Raw genomic sequence first — 19,075 nt, forward strand, 5'->3', positions numbered from 1 at the left:
CACGAAAGGCGGTGCCCGCACGCGCTGTGGTACCCCGCCGCGGCCGCCGCCGTACTCCACCGGACTGCCGCATCAAGGCAGCCCCTTCGACCGCCCCAACCCGAATCCGAGCATGCGCTGAACCCGCCGACCGCCGGGCAACGTCGCCGGGTCCCGTCGACGCACGATGTGCCGCCGGGCGGCCGTGTCGCGCAGGACGGCGGTGCGGGCCCGACGTGTGGAACGGGCGGACCTCGCGTGCGCATTCGCCTTGGCCCGACGTGCGTGCATCCTCCGTGTCGCCTTACGCGCGCGCCGGTCGGTGGACAGCAGCGCGCGACTCTTGCGTGAGATGTTCGCGGGGGACCGCACCGTCGCAGGCTCGCCGAGTCGGTGGGCGCGGCGCATCAGCTTGCGCTGCTGCCGGCGGGCGAGGCGGTCGTTGAAGTCCGCCGCGGTCTGCCGGAAGCGGGCGCGCACGGCCGTCCGGCGCAAGGAGCTGACTCCCGCGCGTAGTTTCCGGAGTTCAGGGTCGGCTGCGACCAGCTTGAGTTCCTTGTGCACGGCTCGGTACTTGCGGGCCGCCGCGTACACGGCGACCCCGCCGGCCGCGGCCACACCGAAACCGACCAGGGCCGGCCCCGCATTCGGCAGGCCGATCCCCACCCCGGTGGCCGTCGCTCCCGCGCCCGCCGAGCCCGCGGCAACGGCGCCCGCCCCGGCGGCCAGGATGGTGGGTACGGGCTTGAGCCCCACGGCCTTCGGCGCGTTCCACACCCCCTTGACCGCGGCGAGTCCGACCTCGGTGAGCGTCGCGGCCAGGTCGGTCACGGCGCCTGTGACGTCGGTGACCAGGTCCGCCGCGCCCTGCACGCCGTCGAAGGCGACTTTGGCCGACATGTCGAACAGGCCGTCGACGACGCCCTCTCCGTCCGACACCGCAGGTCACCGCCGCAGCCCGAGCGACTTGCCGAGGCCCTTGCCCCGGCTTCGGCCTCGGCCGGTGCCAAGGCGCCCGATCAGCCCCGCCCTGTGTCCCGGTGCCGCACGCCGGATCAGCGTCGGTCGGCCGGTCGACGCGGGTGCCGCCGCCGTCGCGAACCGCTTCGACCGAGCGGCACGCCGTGCCTTGCGCGCGGCCTTCGGCCCACGGGCTCCGAACGGCCGTGCGTCCCCCGGCCCTTGGCCCTGTGGCCCCCTGCGCCGCCGACGACGGCGCTCGGCGCCCCGCTCTCCCGTCGGCGCCGGTGTCGAACCCTCCCTGGCCGAACCGAACTTCGCCCGGCCCTTGGCCCCGATCAGCGGCCCGTACTTGCGGAGTGCGGCGAACGCGGCAACGCTCGCCACCGCCACTCCCGCCACGGCGATCACCGGTGCCGCGGGCACCGCGGCACCGGCCGACGCCGCGACCACGCCGCTCGACGTCGCGGCACCGGCGGCACCGGTTCCGGCGCCCGCCGCCACCACGGCATTCCACTGCGCGATCGCGCCCTGGAACGCGCCCTGCTTCCAGGCGAGTCCGGCACCCGCGAGCACGGCCGCCACCGTCGGCCCCGGTTTGAGTCCGAGCATGTTCGCGAACGCCTTGGGCGGGATCATCGCGATCTCGGTGACCGTGGTGAGCGCGCCCTTGGCCGCGCCGCCCGCAGCTCCCCCGATGTCCATGAGCCCATGGGTGCCGGCGACGGCATTGCCCAGGGTTCCGTCGATCAGTCCGTCGACGACGCCTTCACCGTCGCTCATGACGTGGTCTCACCCCCGTCCGGCGCCAAGGCGACACGGAAGAGCGGATTGGCCCAGACACCGCGCGGGGCGCCCCGTACCGGTAGCACGTCGAGCGGCCGGGACGCGTGGCCGTCGTACGGATCGCAAAGCGCGAAGGGACCGAAGTCGGGGTCCATGAGAGCGCGCAGGTGCGGGTCGGCGTGATGGATCCACCAGGTCGAGATGCCCTCCTCCGGTTCGAGGGCGAGCGATTCGAACGCCCGCCACAGCGCGGTGAATCGCACGACAGCCTCGGTGTGCCGCCACCATTCCGGGCACCACAACGAGGTGCCCTGCCCCAGGCGGCGGGCCACGATCGCGGCGAGGTAGGCGTTCACGAACTCCTCGACGCTGCGGAAATGGCGCGGCCCTTCGACGTCGTCCCGCCGCTCCGGCCGGGCGCTGGCGGGGGGCGGTGGCGGGCCGGGCACGTGCGGGCCCGCGCGTGCGGCTCGGGTCGGATCGCGCGGGCGCGCGTACAGGCCCTGTCCCCAGGGGTCCGGGTCGTCCGCGTAGGGCGAGCTCACGACAGTCCCTTGGCCAGGCTCACACCCGCGGGCGGCGCGCCGGACACGTTCGCGACCGCGGCACCCGCCGCGGCGAGGGGCTCCCTGGGTTCGTAGCGGGCGAGCGAGTCGCGGATGGCGTCCGCATACGGTCCCTCCCACCACGGAACGGTGCGGACCAGCGTGGGGCGCGACCCGCTCATCTGGACGAAGGCCCTCCCCCGAGGCATGGACAGCAGGTCCGCCGCGTCGAGGACGGGCTCCGGCCGCGATCCGATGCCGAATCCGCGGTGGTCGCCCCACTTGAGGGTCATCGTTCCGGTCCTGGGCTCGAACAGGCCGCTGGATTTGGAGAGGTCGTCGAGGAATTTCACGTCGGAAACCCCTCCCCCGTACACGCGGACATTCGCCGATCCCCACAGCTTGGCCATGCCCGTGTCACCCCACACCGCAACCCCCTGCGCCCAGGATTGCAGGATCAGCATGACGATCACGCCGCGAGAGCCGAAGTGGGTGTACTTGTCCGCGAGTTGCTTCCACGGGCAGACGTTGGCCGCCTCGTCCAGGACGAACAGCACGGGTACAGGCATGCGTCCCCCGGGAGAATCGCGGGCGACGTTCTCCGACTCCTCGGCGAGCGCCGCGGTCAGCGCAAGCACTAGCGGCGCCGCGACCTTGTTGGTTTCCTCCGACAGCAGGTAGAGCGTGTCGGTGCCGAGCAGGAACTCCCGCAGGTCCAGGCTCGGCCTGCCCGGGTCGCTTCCCGGGGTGATCCACTCGTTGATGTTGTCGGCGATGAGAAATGCCGCCATCTGAATGGCCGTTCCGTAGACGCCGGCGCGCTGGCGGTCGGGCGCGGTGATCACCGACATGACCGACTTGGCGGGGAGTCGGTGGCCCGCCTCGCGCAGGATGCGCGCGGGGGTGTCGTCGCTCGGCCGGGTCAGCCACTCGTACACGATCGTGATGGGCTGTCCGTCGACGGAGGCCGCGAGCATGAGGTTCGCGAACAGATCCTGGGCGGCGGGCTCGAAGTACGCGTCACTGCGGGCGTGCGCCTGGCGGACGACCATGCTGAAGCGTCCGGCGAGCTTGACTGCCTTGACGATGCTGTTGCCGACGTACGAGAGCGGGTCCCACCAGAAAACGGGGGTTCCGCCCGCCTGGTTCTGCGGGTCGAAGATCCAGACCTTGCCCACGCGTTCGCGTACACCGCGCGTGTGGTCCACCACGTCGCGCTTGTTGGACGTCACCACGACGGCCCCCGGGGCCGCGACGATGTTGGGGATGGCGCGCGTGGCGGTCTTGCCGGTACGCGGACCCCAGATGTCGACGTGCATGTCCTCCCACGAACCCCACAGGTCCGAACCGCCGCGCACCGCCCGGCCGATGTAGATGCCGGGCGGCGCCCCCGGCACGATCTTCAGCTTGCGGGCCGTGGCGGTGACGCCCGCCGTGCTCATGGCCCGGAGTTCCCGGGGCGTGGCGAGATAGCGGCACGCGCGGTCGATGCGTACGCGTCCGCGCAGCGCCTGGCGGTAGGCGAGCATGAACACGACGCCGACCAGGAGGAGCGCACAGCACATGCCCGCGAGCGCCAGGGACGCCGCGAGCCCCGGCCACTCGTACTCGCCGAACATGAGCAGGACGACGGCGGTGGGCGGGAATGCCGAGGGGCCGGGGCGGTCCGAGCGCTCGGCACCGATCGCCGCGGCCGCCGTGACCAGGCAGCAGGCCAGCAGCAGTGTGCCGAGGATCACCAGGACCATGATGGCTTCGGCGTAGGCGCTCGGTCCGCGATGCCGTGTCGTGGCGCTCATCTGTCCCGTCCTCCTCCTGTGTTCGTCGCGACCACCGCGCCGCTATCGCCGGAAGATGCTCATACCGCCCTTGACCGCCTTCGCCCCCACGGCCGCGGTGCCGACGACCGCCGCCTGCGCGCCCTTCTCGCCGCGGGCCGCCGGGGAGGTGAAGGGGAAGGCCAGTCTGGTCATGGCCGGGAGCATCACGGTGCCGAGGAAGAGCATCATGGTGGCGCCGAGTTGCTGGGCGGCGCTGGGGTTCTCGGCGGGCAGCTTCGACATGCGCAGCGACACCACCAGCACGACCGTGCAGGTGGGTTTCACCATGACGAAGGCGAACAGGTACGTCAGTTGCCTGCCGAACCACGAGCGGCCCGACTCGGTCGCGGTTCCGGCCGCCGCGAGCGGCAGCAGGCCGGCGAGCATCGTCACGACGAGGATCCGGCCCAGCATGTAGATGTAGAGCACCAGCGAACCGATGACCAGGAACAGGACGCAGAGCAGGAACAGGAAGAAGTTCAGCTTGTCGAAGTTCTGCGGCAGGATCTTGATGCGTTGCTCGACCGCGTCGCAGTGGGCTTTGCCACCGGCTTTGGACGTGCCCAAACCGTTGATCAGGATCGCTCTGCTGAACCGGTCGCCGGCGAGCAGCAGCAGTTTCAGGATCGTGAGTCCGGCCGCGGCCACCACGACGAGGGTGAACAGCGAGCGGGCGGCGTCCGCGGCCGGCTGGGCGTTGCGTTGCAGGGCCATCCGGGCCGCCACGACGAGCAGCGAGATGACCGCGACCACCAGCGATATGGACAGCGTGTTGGCGACGAGGAAGTCGTAGACGCCCTTGGAGTCGTTGTCCCCGCCTTTGCCGTAGTCGCCCGTGAACGGGTCGTCGACCTCCAGCCACCAGTGCATCGCGTTGGTGGCGAGGTTGTTCAGTTCGTAGCGGATCCAGTTGATGGGCGAGCTCAGGAAGTTGTGCGGGTTCCCGATCTCGGCCTGGTGCTTGACCTTGTCCCAGGTGTCGAACCAGCCGGGCTTCTCCTCGGTGCCGTTTCTGGGCAGTCGGCAGTAGACCCAGGACCATGCCGAGATCCCGTGGTCCTGGTCCAGCGACTTGCCGCCCTCCTTCTCCCAGTAGGTGTTGTGACCGGTGCACGCCTTGAGAAAGATGAGCTCGACGTTCTTCTTGCCGTCGACGGGCGCGATCTCCATGCCGGTCCACGGCACGTTGTGATAGACGCCCTCGATGAACGGCTGGAACGGGGGCGCGGTGACCTTCGTCTCGATGGGGTCGCACTTGCTCACGTGGCCCACCTTCGGTTGGTGTCGTTGACGTCCAACTCGTCTTCGGTGAGCTCGACATGGACCGGGACGCCGGGGCGCCCGCCGACTTTGATCATGAAGTTGCCGAGGCCGGGGGGTGGCGCCTCCTCACCGCGCTCGGAGTCCCAGCTCGGCGGTGTGGACCAGTCCTCGATCATGTCCTGCTCGGCGTCGGTCATCGCGACGACCTTGGTGAGCATGGGCATCTCCGCCGCGGGCAGGCCTCCGCAGATCACCATCCCGGCGCGCTCGACGAAGCCCCGGGCCTTCATGCGGTCTTCTTCCTCGGCGAGGGCCAGGAGGTCCGACATGGTGTGCGTGATCATGGCCATGCCGACGCCCCGCTGCCGGTTGAGACGTGTGAGGGCGTCGACGCGGTCGACGAGGCCTCGGCCGGCACGCAGCACCCGCCACAGTTCGTCGAGGATGACGAAGTAGCGCCGCTGCGGCTCCAGTCCGGCGTCGGCGAGCGCCTGCGCGGCGGCGATGGTGCCGAAGCCGTAGCTCCAGCAGGCGAGCAGGGCCGCCGCCTGCAACTGCCCCTCGGCGTCGTCGATGCTGCTGACGTCGAAGCAGACCGGCCGGTCGCGCTGCATCGGCTCGGAGGTGTGCCGCGAGAACGTCTCGCCGAGCCTGCCGCGTCCCAGCAGACCTATCAGGGACGATTCCAAGTGCTCGGTGATCTGCCGGTAGCGGTCCAGGTCGCCGCGGTCCAGCGCGACGTTGCGCAGGTCCTCGGGGGCCTGTTGGACCACCGCCAGCAGATCGGACAACACCGGTACGCCGTGGAAGCGTTCGTCGAGAATAGCCAGCGCCGCGTTGAGGATCGTCTCCTCGCGGTCCGTCGGCGGCCTCCGGCGCAGCACCGTGATGAGCGAGGCGACGGTGTTGAGTCGGCGGCTGTGCGCGTCCGCAAGGAGGGCCTGGCGCTGGGCGAGCGGCAGGCGGGCGGCCTCGGTGGTCACCTCCCCCGGGTCGAGCACGTTGAGGAAGCCGCGGCCGCCGCCGAGTGTGATGACCTGGCCGCCGAGCGCCCGGATGAGGTCGACGTAGTCGGGCTTCAGGTCCCCGAAGACGACGGGGTGCACGCCGTAGCCGGCCAGCCCGAGAGCCTGGCGGCGCACGATGGTCGACTTGCCGAGGCCCGGTTTGCCCAGCACGAACTCGCTGGGGTTCAGGATCAGTTTGGCGCGCTGGAACCAGCTGACCGGGTCGCAGCACAGCGTCGCGCCGCCGACCAGGGCGCGGCCCAGCGGCACTCCGATCGTGGGTGTGCCGGAACCCGCGGCGAACGGCCAGAGCCCGCAGACTTGGACGGACGTGCCGCGCCACTCCGGGGGCGCTTCGACGTACCCGACCGATCCTCCGCCCCAGCCCGGCCAGCCGCGCAGGCCGGGTTTGCGGACGACCGGTTTCCCTTCGAGCTGCTCCTGCGGAATCGGGCCGAGGAACAGCCGTGCCAGGCCCCGGCGTTGCCGGGCGATCGCCGGGTTGCCGAAGGCCGGGGCACCGCCCGGCGGGCCCCCTTCCCAGAGCCCCGCGGCACCTTCGCCCGGACCGTGCGCGGGCGGGCGGGTCACATCGTCTCCCGAAGCGTCTGCGGGATGCGCAGGTGCCGTGGGAGCACGAAGCCCAGCGGCAGGGCCGCGGCGAACGACGACGCCTGCGCGCCGTACGCCCGCCTCAGCACCAGCCGGGCCGACGCCGAGAGGTTGTCCACGGCGGCGGCGGCGAGCGGCAGTTTCGCATGCTGGTCCACGGTCGCGGTCACGAGCATCCCGAAGCGCATCAGCCCGGCGCCGGTGGCCTCCTCCATGGCGCTCTGCTCGGCGGCGCTCAGTGCCACCGTGTCGCGGGCGGACACCTTGGTCCCCTGCTGGGCCTTGAACCGGGCGTCCTTGATGTCGCGTTCCACGATGCGCGCCGCCGTGCCGGCGTCGTGCGGCCGGTAGATGATGGTGACGCGCTTGCGCAGGATGTCGTCGTGCGGCGACAGCAGGCGCTGCAGAACGCTGGCGAAGACCTCTCCGCGCGGCGCGTCGGACATCGCCCAGGTGATGGAGAACGCCCCGTCGTGCCGGTAGTGGTCCCAGGACTCCTGCGTCGCGAAGGGACCGGCGTCGCTCCACCGCAGCCCGGCCTCGTTCTCGATGCGTGCCCGGTCGATCAGCACGGCCACCGAGGGGTCGTAGGCGACGCGCACGGCGGCCGCGATCTGCGCGCCCGACATGGGGAACGCCGCGCCGGCCCCGGTCATCGACAGCCCCGCGGTCAACGCGGGCAGGCGGGCGCCGATCTCGGTGGCCATCTCCGCGGCGTCGCGCGACTTGCCGCCGCCTCGGCCGCGTGCCTCGAACGTGAGCGAAATCCGCGTGGATATGCGTGCGGCGCCCACCGGATAGGCGTCCAGGACCTTGGCGAGCACCCGCTTGGACAGCTCGGGGGAATCGGCGGTGAGGTTGCCGCCGATCTCGTTGCGCAGGCGCTCGCCGGTGTCGGGCGCGGTTTCCACGGTGACCGACGCGGCCACCAGGCCGGGCTCGTTCCCGAGGGTGCTGAGCCACTGGCCCCAATAGGCCACCCACGTGTCGATCTGTTCGTCGTCGACGAGTGCCGCGCCGTCCGCGTCGCATTGCAGGACGATCGTGTAGTCGTCGACGGAGCGGATGTGCAGCAGGCCGAAGGGGCGCTGGTACGCGTCGACCGCCTCGTACATCCGGGTGGCCGCCCCGATCCCCGGCAACTGGCAGGTCCCGGGCGGGGTCCGGCCGACCGGCCCGGCACGGTACAGGTGCTTGCCCTGGGCCTTAGCCATGCCCCATGCCGCCCTTGCCGCGATCCACTGCATGCCGTTGCGGCCGTGCCGGTCCCGGATCATCAGCGGGACCAGGACGACGCACAGCATGACGGCCAGGAACACCGCGGCGTACAGCGACACCAGGAGGGCGAAGATGATCGCGATCAGGCCCGCGAGCAGCACGACCGTCGGGATCAGGCCGAGCCCGAGGATCCCCGGTGACGTGGGTTTGCGCCAATTGCCGTACGTACGCGGCCGCGTTCGGACGATCTGCTCCATGCGCCGCCGCTCCTCGGTTCTCGGTGTACACCGGTGGTCCTTCCGCCGTGGTCTGTCCGTGGTTGTCTGCGGGGCCCGGGCTCAGCCGACCGTCTGGCTGCCGGAGTCCAGGTCCCACGCCACGAACGCGTCCTCCTCGCGGACGGGTGTCGGGGGCGGGGGGGCGGCGTCCGGCGGGAGTTCGAGCTTCCAGTCGCCGTCGATCCAGACCAGCGTCCAGATGGTGTGCGTGCCCAGGCTTCCGGCGAGGGCACGGTTGACGACGTCCACCCGCACCCGGTCCGGCGTGTAGTCCAGGACGCGGAACCCGGCGGCGAACTCCCGGTCCTCGGGGTCACCCGGGACCGCGGCGCTCGCGTTTGGCCCGGTGTGCTCGGTCCGCTGCCGGATGAACGCGTCCCGTCCCGGACCGGGGGCCAGCAGGTGCTGGGCCACTTCGCCCCAGTCCTCGTCCCACCGGTAGCGCCAACTCGCGTGCACCGCCGCGAACACCGCCCCGGTGGGCGTCCGCGCGTAGCACCGGGCGGTGCTGTCGGTGACCACGGCGGGACCTGCCGTGGGCGAGTAGGGCAGCGGCACGTCGAGCGTGATCCGCCACTCGGTGTCGCGGGGCTGGGCGATCGGGGACTCGACGTCGTCCGCCGGCAGAGCCGGACAGCTCCCGTCGCGGGCCACGGGGGCGGTCGAGGGCGGGGTCGACACCGTCGCCTGCCCAGAGCCCAGGCGTACGCTCGTGGGCATGGCCGACGCCGATTCCCCCTCGGAGGGAGGTGTCGGAGGGCCGCTCAGCATCACGAAGCCCGCGGCAAGGACGATCAGGAACACCACCCCCGCCGCCAGCACGAACCCCCGCTCGGTGAACGGGCTTTCCCCGCCGCCGGCCTGCCGACGGTCCCGACCGCGGCCGAACAACGCCACCGCCGGCCGTCAGGCGATCGCGTTGATGGCCGCCGCGCCGCTGCCGACCAGGATCGCGGCGACCACGATCCAGACCAGCCCCATCAGGTGCTGCCCTCCGTCGGCACCGCTTTTGTGCGCCATCGCCATGCGGCCCGCGCACGCGAGGATGGCTATGCCGCAGATCGCCATGACGATCCACGAGCCCCAGCTCAGCAGGGTCGTGAAGTCGTCGCTGATGCCCTTGGTGGGCGCCTTCGGCTTCGGGTTGGGGATATCGCGGAGGTACATGGAGATCATGGGTACTCCCTTTGCCTGGCAACCAGTCGGCCGAGATCGGCCGCCAACCTCACCGTGGCCGTGACGGCGGGCCCCCGCGGCGGGCTCGTGCCCGTCCGCCACTCCTCGACCCACGGCACCTGCCAAACTCGCGGTACGCCTCCGGCGACGAACCGGAGCGCGTCCCGGAGGACCTTCGGCAACTTGCCCGGCGCGTCCGCGATCGCGACCAGACCGAGCAGTTCCACGCCGGGGACCGCGCCGGAGGCCCACTGCTGGGCGGCCTCCTGGGCCGCGGTCAGACCACGGGCGTGGGTACGGGCCACGAGCACGGCCGGTACGCGCGGCGGGCGTTCGGCGTTCGGCCAGCCGCGGCGCTCCGCGTCCGAACCGCCGGCCGCGAGTGCCAGCGTCGTGGTGCCCGCCCCGCCGTGGCAGGCCACCCACCACCATCCCCCGACCGGACCGTGCCGAGGGGTCCACAGCGGCAGGCCGCCCGAAACGGGTGGGGGGACACGGCCCCGGCCCGGCTGCGAGGGTCCCAGGCGCAGATACGACGGCCGGGTGTCCACGGCGGCCCGCCGCTCCACGCGCGGCGCCTCGGGCACCCATGGATTCGTCTCGTTCGGTTCCGTCTGCATGGCCGCCGCCCTGTCGCCCCGGTGACGCGCCGGGACCCGTCCGCGCGCCGTCGTCCGGCCGCCGTGTGCCGTCGTGGTGTCCGTGGCCGACCCCCGTTCCGCGCGCCCGTGACCCGACGGCGTCACCGGAGCGCCGACACGATGCCCCCGGCGCTCCCGACGAGCACGCAGGCCGCCATCACCCAGAGCAGGCCGACGACCTCGTTTCCGGGGTCGCCGCTGCGGTAGCTCATCGCGAGCCGGGCCGCGCATATCAGAAGTCCCACGAAGCAAAGGCACAGAACGATCCAGGCGACGTAGTTGACGAGCGTGAGCAAGGGCGCCATGTAATCCGTGCTGCCGTCGTCCACACCGCCTCATCTCCTCTTGCGCACCGTTCCCTTCGACCGGTGGCGTGATCGTTCGCGACGGCCGGTCCGCCGTGACCTCAGGCTAGGCAGGCAAGATCCGGTGAACTATCCGGCGACCGCCAACCGCATGGATGACGCGTTTCGGACACCGGCACCACCGGCCTCGTCAGACCGGTGCGGTCGGCGTGGGGGTGGGACGCGGACACACCAACTCCCCGCGGGCCAACTGGAGTCCGGCGGGGGTGCCGACAATCGTGGTGACCACCGCGCACAACGACGCGTCGTCGAACACCACCGTGAGGTCCGCGTCCCGCTCGACCAGTCTCTGCTCCTCGACCCGGCCGTCCGACGTCTGGACGATGACGAAGTAGCCGCTGACCGAAGCGGCGTCCCGGGGTGGGCTCCAGCTGACCTGGAGCTGGTCCTCGAAAACTCCCACCGCCACGGACTGCGGTGCCAGGTCCGGGAGTTTCTCCGGCGGCACCGGCCGGGCGCCCACCGGTCCGGTAGGCGGCGGGGGCGAAGAGGGCGTCTCCTGCTTCGGGTCCTGCGGAGGTGCGGCCTCCTCCCCTCCGGTGTCGTCTCCTCCCAGGAAGACGAACGCCGCGAGGATGGCGAAGAGCAGGACGACAAGACCGCCGCCCACGCCGATGAGCAGCCATGGCGGTCGCCCCGCGTCGTCCTCGAACCAGTTCTGCCCCGGCAGGCCGGCGCCGCCTGCGGTGGGCGGAAGGCCCGGTGGTACGTCGGGGTCGTCGCGCAGGTCGGGGGGCGGATCCCCCTCGGGGTCGGTCGTCGGGGCGTACGGGTCCGCGGGACGGGGTGGGCCGCCATGGCCTCCGCCGGGGCCGACGCCGTGGCGCGGGTCCGCCTCCGTGTGCGCGGCTTCGGGGTCCTCGATGCCGAGAGGGACGTACTCCCAGACGGGTTCCCCGTCTTCGCGGTCCGGTGCGAGGGTCCGCGCGGATGCCGCCGTCTCGGTCCGGGCCGTTCCGGGCGCGACGGGGCGAACGAGCGGTCCGGAGTGCGTGGTTCCGTCCCCCACGTGCGGCCCTGACGGCTGGCCCCATGGGGACGTCGGCGTCGCGCGAATCGGCGCGGCCCGGCCAGGCTCCGTTTCTGGGCGGGGCGTTTCTGGGCGAGACGTCTCGGGGCGAGGTGTTTCGGGGCGAGGTGTCCAGGCGGGCTGGACAGGTTCCGCAGGTTGCGGTGCGCTTGCGGCGGGCTCGGGCATGACTCCGGAGCGCCGGCGCGGGGGCGACTTCCCCGCGGCCGCCGCGGCCTTCCCCAGCGCCACCAGATCCGACGCATGCGGAAGCCATTCCGGTGAGGAGGGCAACTCCTCACCGGCGTAGGGATTTTCCGCGTTCCAGTCGCGTGCCGTCGCTGTCAACCTGTCTCCATACCTCGCGGCGTCGGAGCCGTGCCCGGCATCGGACCGGGTTCTCGGCGGCGGCCCCGGCAGGCTTCAGCGCACAGTCCGGAAGGTGTTCGTGTCTATCCGGATCGCGAACCCGCCAAGTCGTCGGGGGCCGCGGCCGCGGACCGTCCGGTCAGGCCCGGCACCGGAGGCATGGCGTCCGGAGTGCCGTTGATGCGGGCCTCGGCACGGTCGTGAATGAGCAACGCGAACCACAAATCGTGGCGCGTACCCGGGAGTTCCAGCAAAGAGCGGCCCAGGTCGCGACTGACCCGCAGCAGTCTCTTCCGCGCCGCGGACACCGACAGCCCGAGTTCCGCGGCCGTGGGCACCACACACGCGTCGTGGGCGAGCCACGCGCGCACGGTGTCCATGCCGACGTCCGAGTGACTGCCGAGGAAGGGGCGCAACTGGCTGAGCGCCCACTGCAGCGCCTGCGGCGAGTCCAGGAGCGACTCCAGCGGCGTGTGCGTACCGGCGCGCCGGGCCGGTGCTTCGCCGTTGCCGCTTTCGTGCACGCGCAAGGCGAGCGAGACGATCGCCTGATCGGCCACGCGGTTGAGGTCCGCACCCAGCAGCTCCGCCACCAGGCGCAGGCGTTCGCGCACGGTGTTGCGGTGCACGCCGAGATTGCGCGGGGCGTGTTGGGCCAGCCGCAGCCACACCCTTGCTGTGCGCAGCAGTTCGGTGGTGTCCGCGGCGGTTCGTCGTGGCGGCTCGTACGTGAGCAGGGGCTCCAGCAGAGTGTGCGCCCAGGAGTCCGCCGCGGGGCCCAGCAGTTGGGCGATCTGGCTGCGCGACTCGAACTGGAGGTGGCCTGCCGCCTGGTCGCGGGCGGCGTACAGGGCATGCAGCGCCTGCTCGTATCCCGTGCCGGTCGCCCGAAGGGGCACGACCTCGCTCATGCCGACGAGGCAGCCGGTGGACGCGGCAAGCCGAGAGACCAGGTCGGAAAGTGCCCCCTTGTCCGCGGCGGGAGCCAGCAGCACGACCGCGTCCCGTCGCACGGTGGCGCGGAACGCCCAAATGCCCTCGTCGAGGATCTCGGGCCTGCCCCGGTGGCGTTCCCGCAGCTGCTGGGGGATTCCTTCGAGGACACATACCCGGACCGGATCCGGGAGTTCGCGACGCAGGCTCCCGACCACCTGCTGTGCGGCCGAGGCGTGTCCGGCGCAGAGCAGCCGGAACGCCGCCTCGCGCAGGCGGGTGCGGGTGTCGGCGAGTCTGGACTCGGCGATCTCCGTTCGGTGGGCGCGGAGTTGGACACCGGCCAGCCACGCCGTACGCGCCGCGACGGTCGGCAGGTCCGCCGGCAGGGGGACGGGGCGGCTGGCCACCAGCATCGTCGCCGTGGGCCCCGTCCCCACGCCGACGACGTGGTGGGCGCGGCCGTCGAGCACGAATGTCGCGGAACGGCGCTCCGCCAAACGCACGTCCCTGACGTCGCCGCGGGCGAAGACCGCTTCCGGTCCGTCGAACTCCCCGGCGAGCACGAACGGGCGAGCGGCGCGAAACGCACCCCGCATCTCCACCAGCGCGAACACACAACCGGTCGCCTCGGTCATGTGGTTCATCAAGGCACCGAGCGACGCACGGTGGGTGGTGGCGCTCATCGCGGCGCCGAGCGGGTCGAAAGCAGCAGCCTGTCCCGCCTCCGAAGCCGTCTGGGGTAAGGCCGCGCCCGCGACGCGGGCAGACGACCGCCCACGCGGGGTCGGGAGGGAATCGGTGCCCAACACGGCAATTGCCTCCAGCTACGTCGGAGTCTGCCAGCGATATGCGGACAGTGTGCCCGGCGGTCCGCACACCACCGGCTTAACGCTAGGAACAACCCGTTTCCACCGGGTAACACGTTGCACGGCCAAGCAAGACCCGCGCGAATTGGACAGTCGTTTTGTGTATGTCGCGCCGGACCACCCCGCGTCTAGGGTTCGAGGTGGGAGATCACCGCCGGACGCGGGCCGCCGCGGCACTCGTCGCAGGCGGGTCGACGGCCCGTTCGAGGAGCGGCTGATGCGCCAGGCAGTACCAGGTCCCCGGGTCGTCGGCGAGGCCGCCCCGGGTGGCGGCCCGGGGCGGCTGTCGCTCACCCGGACCGGACTCGGCGTGATCGGCGCCGGATTGGTGTTCGGACCGGCCGGTTGGGCCACGGGCTACCGCGACTCGTTGCTCCTCGGACTCGGCTGCCTGCTGGCGGCGGGCGCGGCGTTGGCGTGGGTGCTGCCCTCCCCCGGGGTGACCGCCTCCCGCACTTTGGTGCCGCCGCGAACCGAGCGGGGTGGCAAGGCGGTTGCCACCGTCCAAGTGGTGCGCACCGGCAAGCGGGCGCGCCGCGGCCTGCAGTTGTCGGACGGCACGGACGACCAGCGTGTGGTGGTCCGGGTGCCGGTCGCGAAGGCCGGGACGCGGATCGTCGCCGACTACGAAATCCCCACGCCGCGCCGGGGCATCATCTCCGTCGGTCCCCTGGAGTTGGTCGTGCGGGACCCCTTCGGCCTGTTTCAGCGTGCACACCGGTTCGGGGCCATGGCCGAGTTGGTGGTGCGCCCCCGCATGGTGCGGCTTCCGGTCCCCGCCTCGGGGCGCGACCCGCACCTCGACGGGACGACGTCCAACGCGGTGAACGGCGCCACTTCGGCGTTCCACGCGCTTCGCGCGTATGTCGCGGGCGACGACCGCAGGCTGGTGCACTGGCGCTCCAGTGCCCGCACCGGAGTGCTGATGGTGCGCCAGATGGCCGACGTGAGCCGTCCGCACACAACAGTGCTTCTCGACACCGATCCGATGAACTACACGACCCCACAGGGCACGTACAGCGAGGAGAGCTTCGAACTCGCGGTCGACGTCAGTGCGTCGGTCGCGGGCTCCGCGGCTTTGACGGCGTTTCCGGTACGGCTCCACGCGGGGGCCGAGGTGTTGGTCAAGGGCGATTCCACCGACGCGGGCGGCGTGTTGGACGCTCTGGCCGAGGTGAGCCCGGGAGGCGGCGGGGGGCTGGGCCGGGCCATCTCCGCTCTCGCCGGTTCCCGAGGCGGCGGATCGTTGGTCGTGGTCACCTCGGTGCTCGCCGGCGCGGCGCCCGCACGGATGGTGTCCGCCGTTCACGGCAACTTCGATCGCGTCTTGGTGATCCAGGCCGGTTCACCCCTCGCCGGGCAGACCGGGCGCACCGCACCCGCCGCACCGGCGCCGGGAACTCCCGCCCCACGCGGAGGAGTCGGGGTATTCACCCTGGACACGCTCGACGAACTGCCCCTTGTCTGGAAACGGATGTCCGTCGGGTGACCGCTGCCTCCGCTCCCGGCGTCGGCCGCGCTCCGACCCGGCCCGGCACGCGACGTCCTCCCGGCGGCCCGACACGGCAGGCGCAATTGTCGCTCGTCCCGGTCTCCTTGCTGGCCCTGTGCGCGGGCGCCGCGTTCCGACCTGTGTTCGGCTGGTCCGCGATCGCCGGCACTGTGACGGTCGCGGCGCTGCTGCCGGTGGCGCTGACGTACCTGGTTTCCGCGCGCTTGCGTTTCCCCCTGGCTTCCGCCGCCGCCTTGACGATGTTGTGCGCCCTGGTGGCCGGCTGCGCCACCCTGTTCGGCGACCGCGCCCCCGGGGGATTCGTGCCCACCCCGGCCTTGGCCCGCGAGTTGGGTACATCTCTGTCAGACGCGCCGCAAACGCTACTGGGGATGGTCCTGCCCGCACCTGCCGACAGCCGACTGCTGGTGCTCGTCTACGCGATTGTGTGGCTGGTTGCCTGGAGCGGCGCGGAACTCGCCTTGCGGGGGCGCGGTGTTCTGGTTCCCGCCCTGCCCGCCGCGGTGGCGCTTGCCGTGGTGCCGCTGCTCGCGGTCGGCGCGCCCCAGGGCGGGCTGCCGCTTGCGATGCCGGCGATCGTGATCGCCGGGGCCATGGCGCTCATTCGTACGCCGGACTCGGCCGTGCGCACCGAGCGGCTGGTGACGGGAGGCGTACTGGTTGGCGTACTGGCACTGATCGCGGGCCTGATCACACCGGCAATGCCGGGGGGTTCGCGCCGGGCGGTGGACCTGCGTCCGCACGCGCGCCAGGCCGAGCCGCTGACGGTGCAGGGCGTCAACCCCCTGGAACGGCTGTCATCGTGGCTGCGCGACCCGGAGCGCCCGATGTTCACCGTTTCGGCGCCGGACGCACCCGCCGACCAGTTGTGGCGGCTGACGGTCTTCGACGAGTACGACGGCATCCGCTGGCGTCCCGTGCACAGCCTGGTCGCGTCCGGTGGGCGTGTCCCGCCTGGGCCGGACGCCGAGACGGCCGCACGGTCTCTGAGCCAGCACATCGTCGTCGACCAACTGCCCGGCCCCTGGCTGCCGTCCGCCGATCGGCCCGAGAGCGTGGACGTGTCCAGCCCGGCGGGGATGCGCATAGCCGTGGATCCGGAAGGCGGCGTTCTGGCCGGCGACCGCCGGCTCCCCCCGGGCAGCACCTACTCGGTCGTCTCCAAGGTGGCCGTGCATTCACCGGAGCGCACGCAGTACGCCGTTCCGGCCGACGACCCCGAGGGGACGGTGCTGCCCCATCACGACGCGACCGGCGCGCCGATCGAAACCGTCGACGCGCTGCGCGCGCTCGCGCAGGAGGCGACGGCGGGGACGAGCTTCCCCTACGAGCAGGCCGTTCGGCTTGCCGAATGGCTGCGTGCCCGCTGCGTGTTCGACGAGGACGCAGTGCCGGGGCACGGCTACCGTCACCTCGAGTTCTTCCTGGGGAGCAGCAGGCGGGGGACCTCGGAGCAGTTCGCGGCGGCCTTCGCGGTCTTGGCCAGGACACTGAACCTGCCCAGCCGGGTGGTGGTGGGCTTCCGGTCGCCCATGCCGACCGAGGGCCGGTTGCAGGTGCGGGCGGGGGACGCGCTGGCGTGGGCAGAGGTGCACTTCGCCGACGTGGGTTGGATCTCGTTCTTTCCCACGCCCGAACCCGGACCGGCCGCCGTGGTGCCTCCGCCGCCCCCGGAGCCGGTCGTCGAGCCCGCTCCGGCGCCGGCTCCCGCACCTGCCCAAGGCCAGGACCCGTCCGAAGCCGAGAAGCAGAAGCAGGACCAGGCGGACGGCTCCGGAAGCTCGCGAGACGGAATTCCCTTGTGGGCGTTGGTCGTCGGCGCCGTTGTGGTGCTCGCGGTCCTCGTCGCCCTCGGGCTCGCGCTACGCCCGACGGTGGTGCGGCGGCGGCGCATGCGCGGCCCGCCGGAACGGCGAATTCTCGGTGCCTGGGAGCAGTTGCAGGTACGCCTCCTCGAACTCGGCATGCCGGCAACCGGCGCATTGACCGCCACCGAAGTGGCCGAGTATGCGCGGGCCCGGGTCGGCGACCGGGCCGGCGAAGCCGCGGGAGTCCTGGCGCGCATCAGCAACGAACTCGCCTTCGCAGCCGACCCGGCCCCGATGGCACAGGCCTCGGCCGCGACCCTGGCGTGGCGATGCTGCCGCGAGGTCGAGTCGGAGGTTCGCGAGGAGCGGCGGCGAGACCGCGCGATGCGCCGACGGGCCAAGGCGCACGCCGTCGCGACGACCATCGTGCCGCGCCGCCGGAGGCGGCCTCCGGCGGATGCCAGGTCGCACCGCCGGGACACGGGGACCGGGAAGCCGGGGTCCGCGGACCCCGGCGCAGGGCTGGCCGGGGCTGGGACACCGGTGGTCAGCGGCCCCCGGCGCCCTTGACGCCGCCGGCCGCCGACTCGGCGCTCGCTCCGCTTTGCAGGGCCTTGGGGTCCGGCGGGCGCCGCGTCGCGGTCGTGGCGGCGAGAGCGGCGTCCCACTGCTCCAACGCCGCTGAGATCCACGCCAGTTCGGTCGGCTTTTCGGATTCCAGTGCGGCCTGCCGCTGCTCGTCGTCGACGCCGTACAGGAGTGACGTGGCGAGGCGCACCCGCAGTGCGGATGCACGGTCGCCGAAGACGGCCCCGGGCAGGACCCCGCAACCGTGCCCGGCCGTCAGCGTGTGCGCCAGGGCCTCGCCCGACGTGATCCCCGCGTCTCGTTCGAGCCGCCGGCGGTGGGTTCCGAAGTCGGCATAGACGTAGAACGCCGCCGCGGGGCGGTGCGGCAGGACACCGTGACCGGCGCAAATATCGGCGACCGCGTTCGCGACGCTCGCGTGCAGGACGTTGCATTGCTGTACGTGTGCCACCAGTTCGCGGGGTTCGTCGAACGCGAGCACGGCGGCTTGCTGTACCGGATGGACCGGCGCCGACCAGATCTCGCTGCCGATCCCGATGATCCGGTCACGGAGCCTCCGACCGGTACAGGAGTCGGGGAATCGCGCGACGCCGAGGCGCCAGCCGCCCAGCGCATGGCTCTTGCTCAGGCCGGTCGTGACGATGGTTCGTTCGGGCGCGTACTCCGCGGGGCTGGGCAGGTGGGCGCCGGGCACGTGGACGAGGTCTCGGTAGATCTCGTCCGAGACGATGACCAGGTCCTGTTCCCGGGCTACTTGGCACAGTTCGCGAATCGTCTCCGCCGAGGCGTAGGTGCCGGTCGGATTGTCCGGCAGGGTGACCAGGATCTGCCGCACCTCGTGTCCGGCCGCCCGGGCGAGGGCCACGGTACGGGCGAGCGCGGCCGGATCCGGGACGCCGCCCTCGCCCGGGCGGATGGCCACGGGCCACGACCGACCGCCCAGGATGGACGCCTGGGCGGCATAGGACACCCAACTCGGCCTGGGCAGCACGACATCGCCGCCGATCGCCAGGCGGAGCGCGAACAGGAGCGCCTTGCTGCCGGGCCCGACGAGCACCTGGCCGGGCGCCGTCGGCATCCCGCGGCGGCTCCAGTACCCGGCCGCCGCGGCGCGAAGTGCGGGGAGTCCGGCGATCGGCCCGTACGCGTTGCTTCCGGCGGCGTCGGCAAGTGCCTCACGCAGCAACGGATGCACGGGAAGCCCCACTTCGCCGAGCGCCATCGGTACGACGCGATCTCCCCGAGCGCGAAGGGCTTCGAGTTGCTCGTTGGTGGCGAGAGTCGCAGACGGCAGCACAGGGCCTCCAGAGCAGTTTTCACGGCAGCCCGCACGTCC

At 72.1% G+C, this 19,075-nt stretch carries 16 protein-coding genes; 2 read left to right on the forward strand and 14 right to left on the reverse strand.

The genetic code is table 11. The features are described from left to right. Positions 1-72: 72 nt before the first annotated feature. From ACWD12_RS31255 to ACWD12_RS31315, 13 genes are all read right to left on the reverse strand, one after another. Positions 73-918: a hypothetical protein gene (locus ACWD12_RS31255; RefSeq protein WP_450102358.1), complete on the reverse strand. Its 846-nt coding sequence runs from the start codon at positions 916-918 to the stop codon at positions 73-75. A gap of 6 nt (positions 919-924) precedes the next feature. Further along, complete coding sequence (locus tag ACWD12_RS31260; protein ID WP_450102359.1) at positions 925-1,722, reverse strand: hypothetical protein; 798 nt, start codon at positions 1,720-1,722, stop codon at positions 925-927. Next, on the reverse strand, positions 1,719-2,270 hold the full coding sequence (locus ACWD12_RS31265) for a DUF4913 domain-containing protein (protein ID WP_450102360.1): 552 nt from the start codon (positions 2,268-2,270) through the stop codon (positions 1,719-1,721). The genes ACWD12_RS31260 and ACWD12_RS31265 overlap by 4 nt, the downstream gene beginning before the upstream one ends. Beyond that, positions 2,267-4,069: a type IV secretory system conjugative DNA transfer family protein gene (locus ACWD12_RS31270; protein ID WP_450102361.1), complete on the reverse strand. Its 1,803-nt coding sequence runs from the start codon at positions 4,067-4,069 to the stop codon at positions 2,267-2,269. The genes ACWD12_RS31265 and ACWD12_RS31270 overlap by 4 nt, the downstream gene beginning before the upstream one ends. Before the next feature lie 42 nt (positions 4,070-4,111). Beyond that, positions 4,112-5,353: a hypothetical protein gene (locus tag ACWD12_RS31275; protein WP_450102362.1), complete on the reverse strand. Its 1,242-nt coding sequence runs from the start codon at positions 5,351-5,353 to the stop codon at positions 4,112-4,114. Next, entirely contained in the window at positions 5,350-6,951 is a 1,602-nt protein-coding gene (locus ACWD12_RS31280) for an ATP/GTP-binding protein (RefSeq protein ID WP_450102363.1), read from the reverse strand. The genes ACWD12_RS31275 and ACWD12_RS31280 overlap by 4 nt, the downstream gene beginning before the upstream one ends. Next, a complete protein-coding gene (locus ACWD12_RS31285; RefSeq protein WP_358348346.1) occupies positions 6,948-8,447 on the reverse strand; it encodes an SCO6880 family protein in 1,500 nt (499 codons plus the stop codon). The genes ACWD12_RS31280 and ACWD12_RS31285 overlap by 4 nt, the downstream gene beginning before the upstream one ends. 81 nt (positions 8,448-8,528) lie before the next feature. After that, positions 8,529-9,365, reverse strand: coding sequence for a hypothetical protein (locus ACWD12_RS31290; RefSeq protein ID WP_450102364.1), 837 nt, complete (start codon positions 9,363-9,365; stop codon positions 8,529-8,531). A gap of 9 nt (positions 9,366-9,374) precedes the next feature. Further along, a complete protein-coding gene (locus ACWD12_RS31295) occupies positions 9,375-9,644 on the reverse strand; it encodes a hypothetical protein (RefSeq protein WP_450102365.1) in 270 nt (89 codons plus the stop codon). Next, entirely contained in the window at positions 9,641-10,264 is a 624-nt protein-coding gene (locus ACWD12_RS31300; protein WP_450102366.1) for a DUF6668 family protein, read from the reverse strand. The genes ACWD12_RS31295 and ACWD12_RS31300 overlap by 4 nt, the downstream gene beginning before the upstream one ends. A 122-nt stretch (positions 10,265-10,386) precedes the next feature. Further along, positions 10,387-10,614, reverse strand: coding sequence for a hypothetical protein (locus tag ACWD12_RS31305; RefSeq protein WP_358348357.1), 228 nt, complete (start codon positions 10,612-10,614; stop codon positions 10,387-10,389). Positions 10,615-10,780: 166 nt separating this feature from the next. Next, positions 10,781-11,659, reverse strand: a complete 879-nt coding sequence (locus tag ACWD12_RS31310) for a hypothetical protein (RefSeq protein ID WP_450102367.1) — start codon at positions 11,657-11,659, stop codon at positions 10,781-10,783. Between the two features lie 452 nt (positions 11,660-12,111). After that, positions 12,112-13,647 (reverse strand): helix-turn-helix domain-containing protein, encoded by a 1,536-nt coding sequence (locus ACWD12_RS31315; RefSeq protein ID WP_450102368.1) that lies wholly within the window; start codon positions 13,645-13,647, stop codon positions 12,112-12,114. Positions 13,648-14,047: 400 nt separating this feature from the next. Here ACWD12_RS31315 and ACWD12_RS31320 point away from each other — a divergent pair, with 400 nt between their 5' ends. Then, positions 14,048-15,319 (forward strand): DUF58 domain-containing protein, encoded by a 1,272-nt coding sequence (locus ACWD12_RS31320; protein WP_450102369.1) that lies wholly within the window; start codon positions 14,048-14,050, stop codon positions 15,317-15,319. Further along, positions 15,316-17,721 (forward strand): DUF3488 and transglutaminase-like domain-containing protein, encoded by a 2,406-nt coding sequence (locus ACWD12_RS31325; protein ID WP_450102370.1) that lies wholly within the window; start codon positions 15,316-15,318, stop codon positions 17,719-17,721. The genes ACWD12_RS31320 and ACWD12_RS31325 overlap by 4 nt, the downstream gene beginning before the upstream one ends. On the opposite strand, the gene ACWD12_RS31330 is transcribed toward ACWD12_RS31325, so the two are convergent. Beyond that, positions 17,699-19,036: a pyridoxal phosphate-dependent aminotransferase gene (locus tag ACWD12_RS31330; protein ID WP_450102371.1), complete on the reverse strand. Its 1,338-nt coding sequence runs from the start codon at positions 19,034-19,036 to the stop codon at positions 17,699-17,701. The two genes, ACWD12_RS31325 and ACWD12_RS31330, sit on opposite strands and share 23 nt — an antisense overlap. Between the last annotated feature and the right edge of the window lie 39 nt (positions 19,037-19,075).

The organism is Streptodolium elevatio (genome assembly GCF_053592165.1).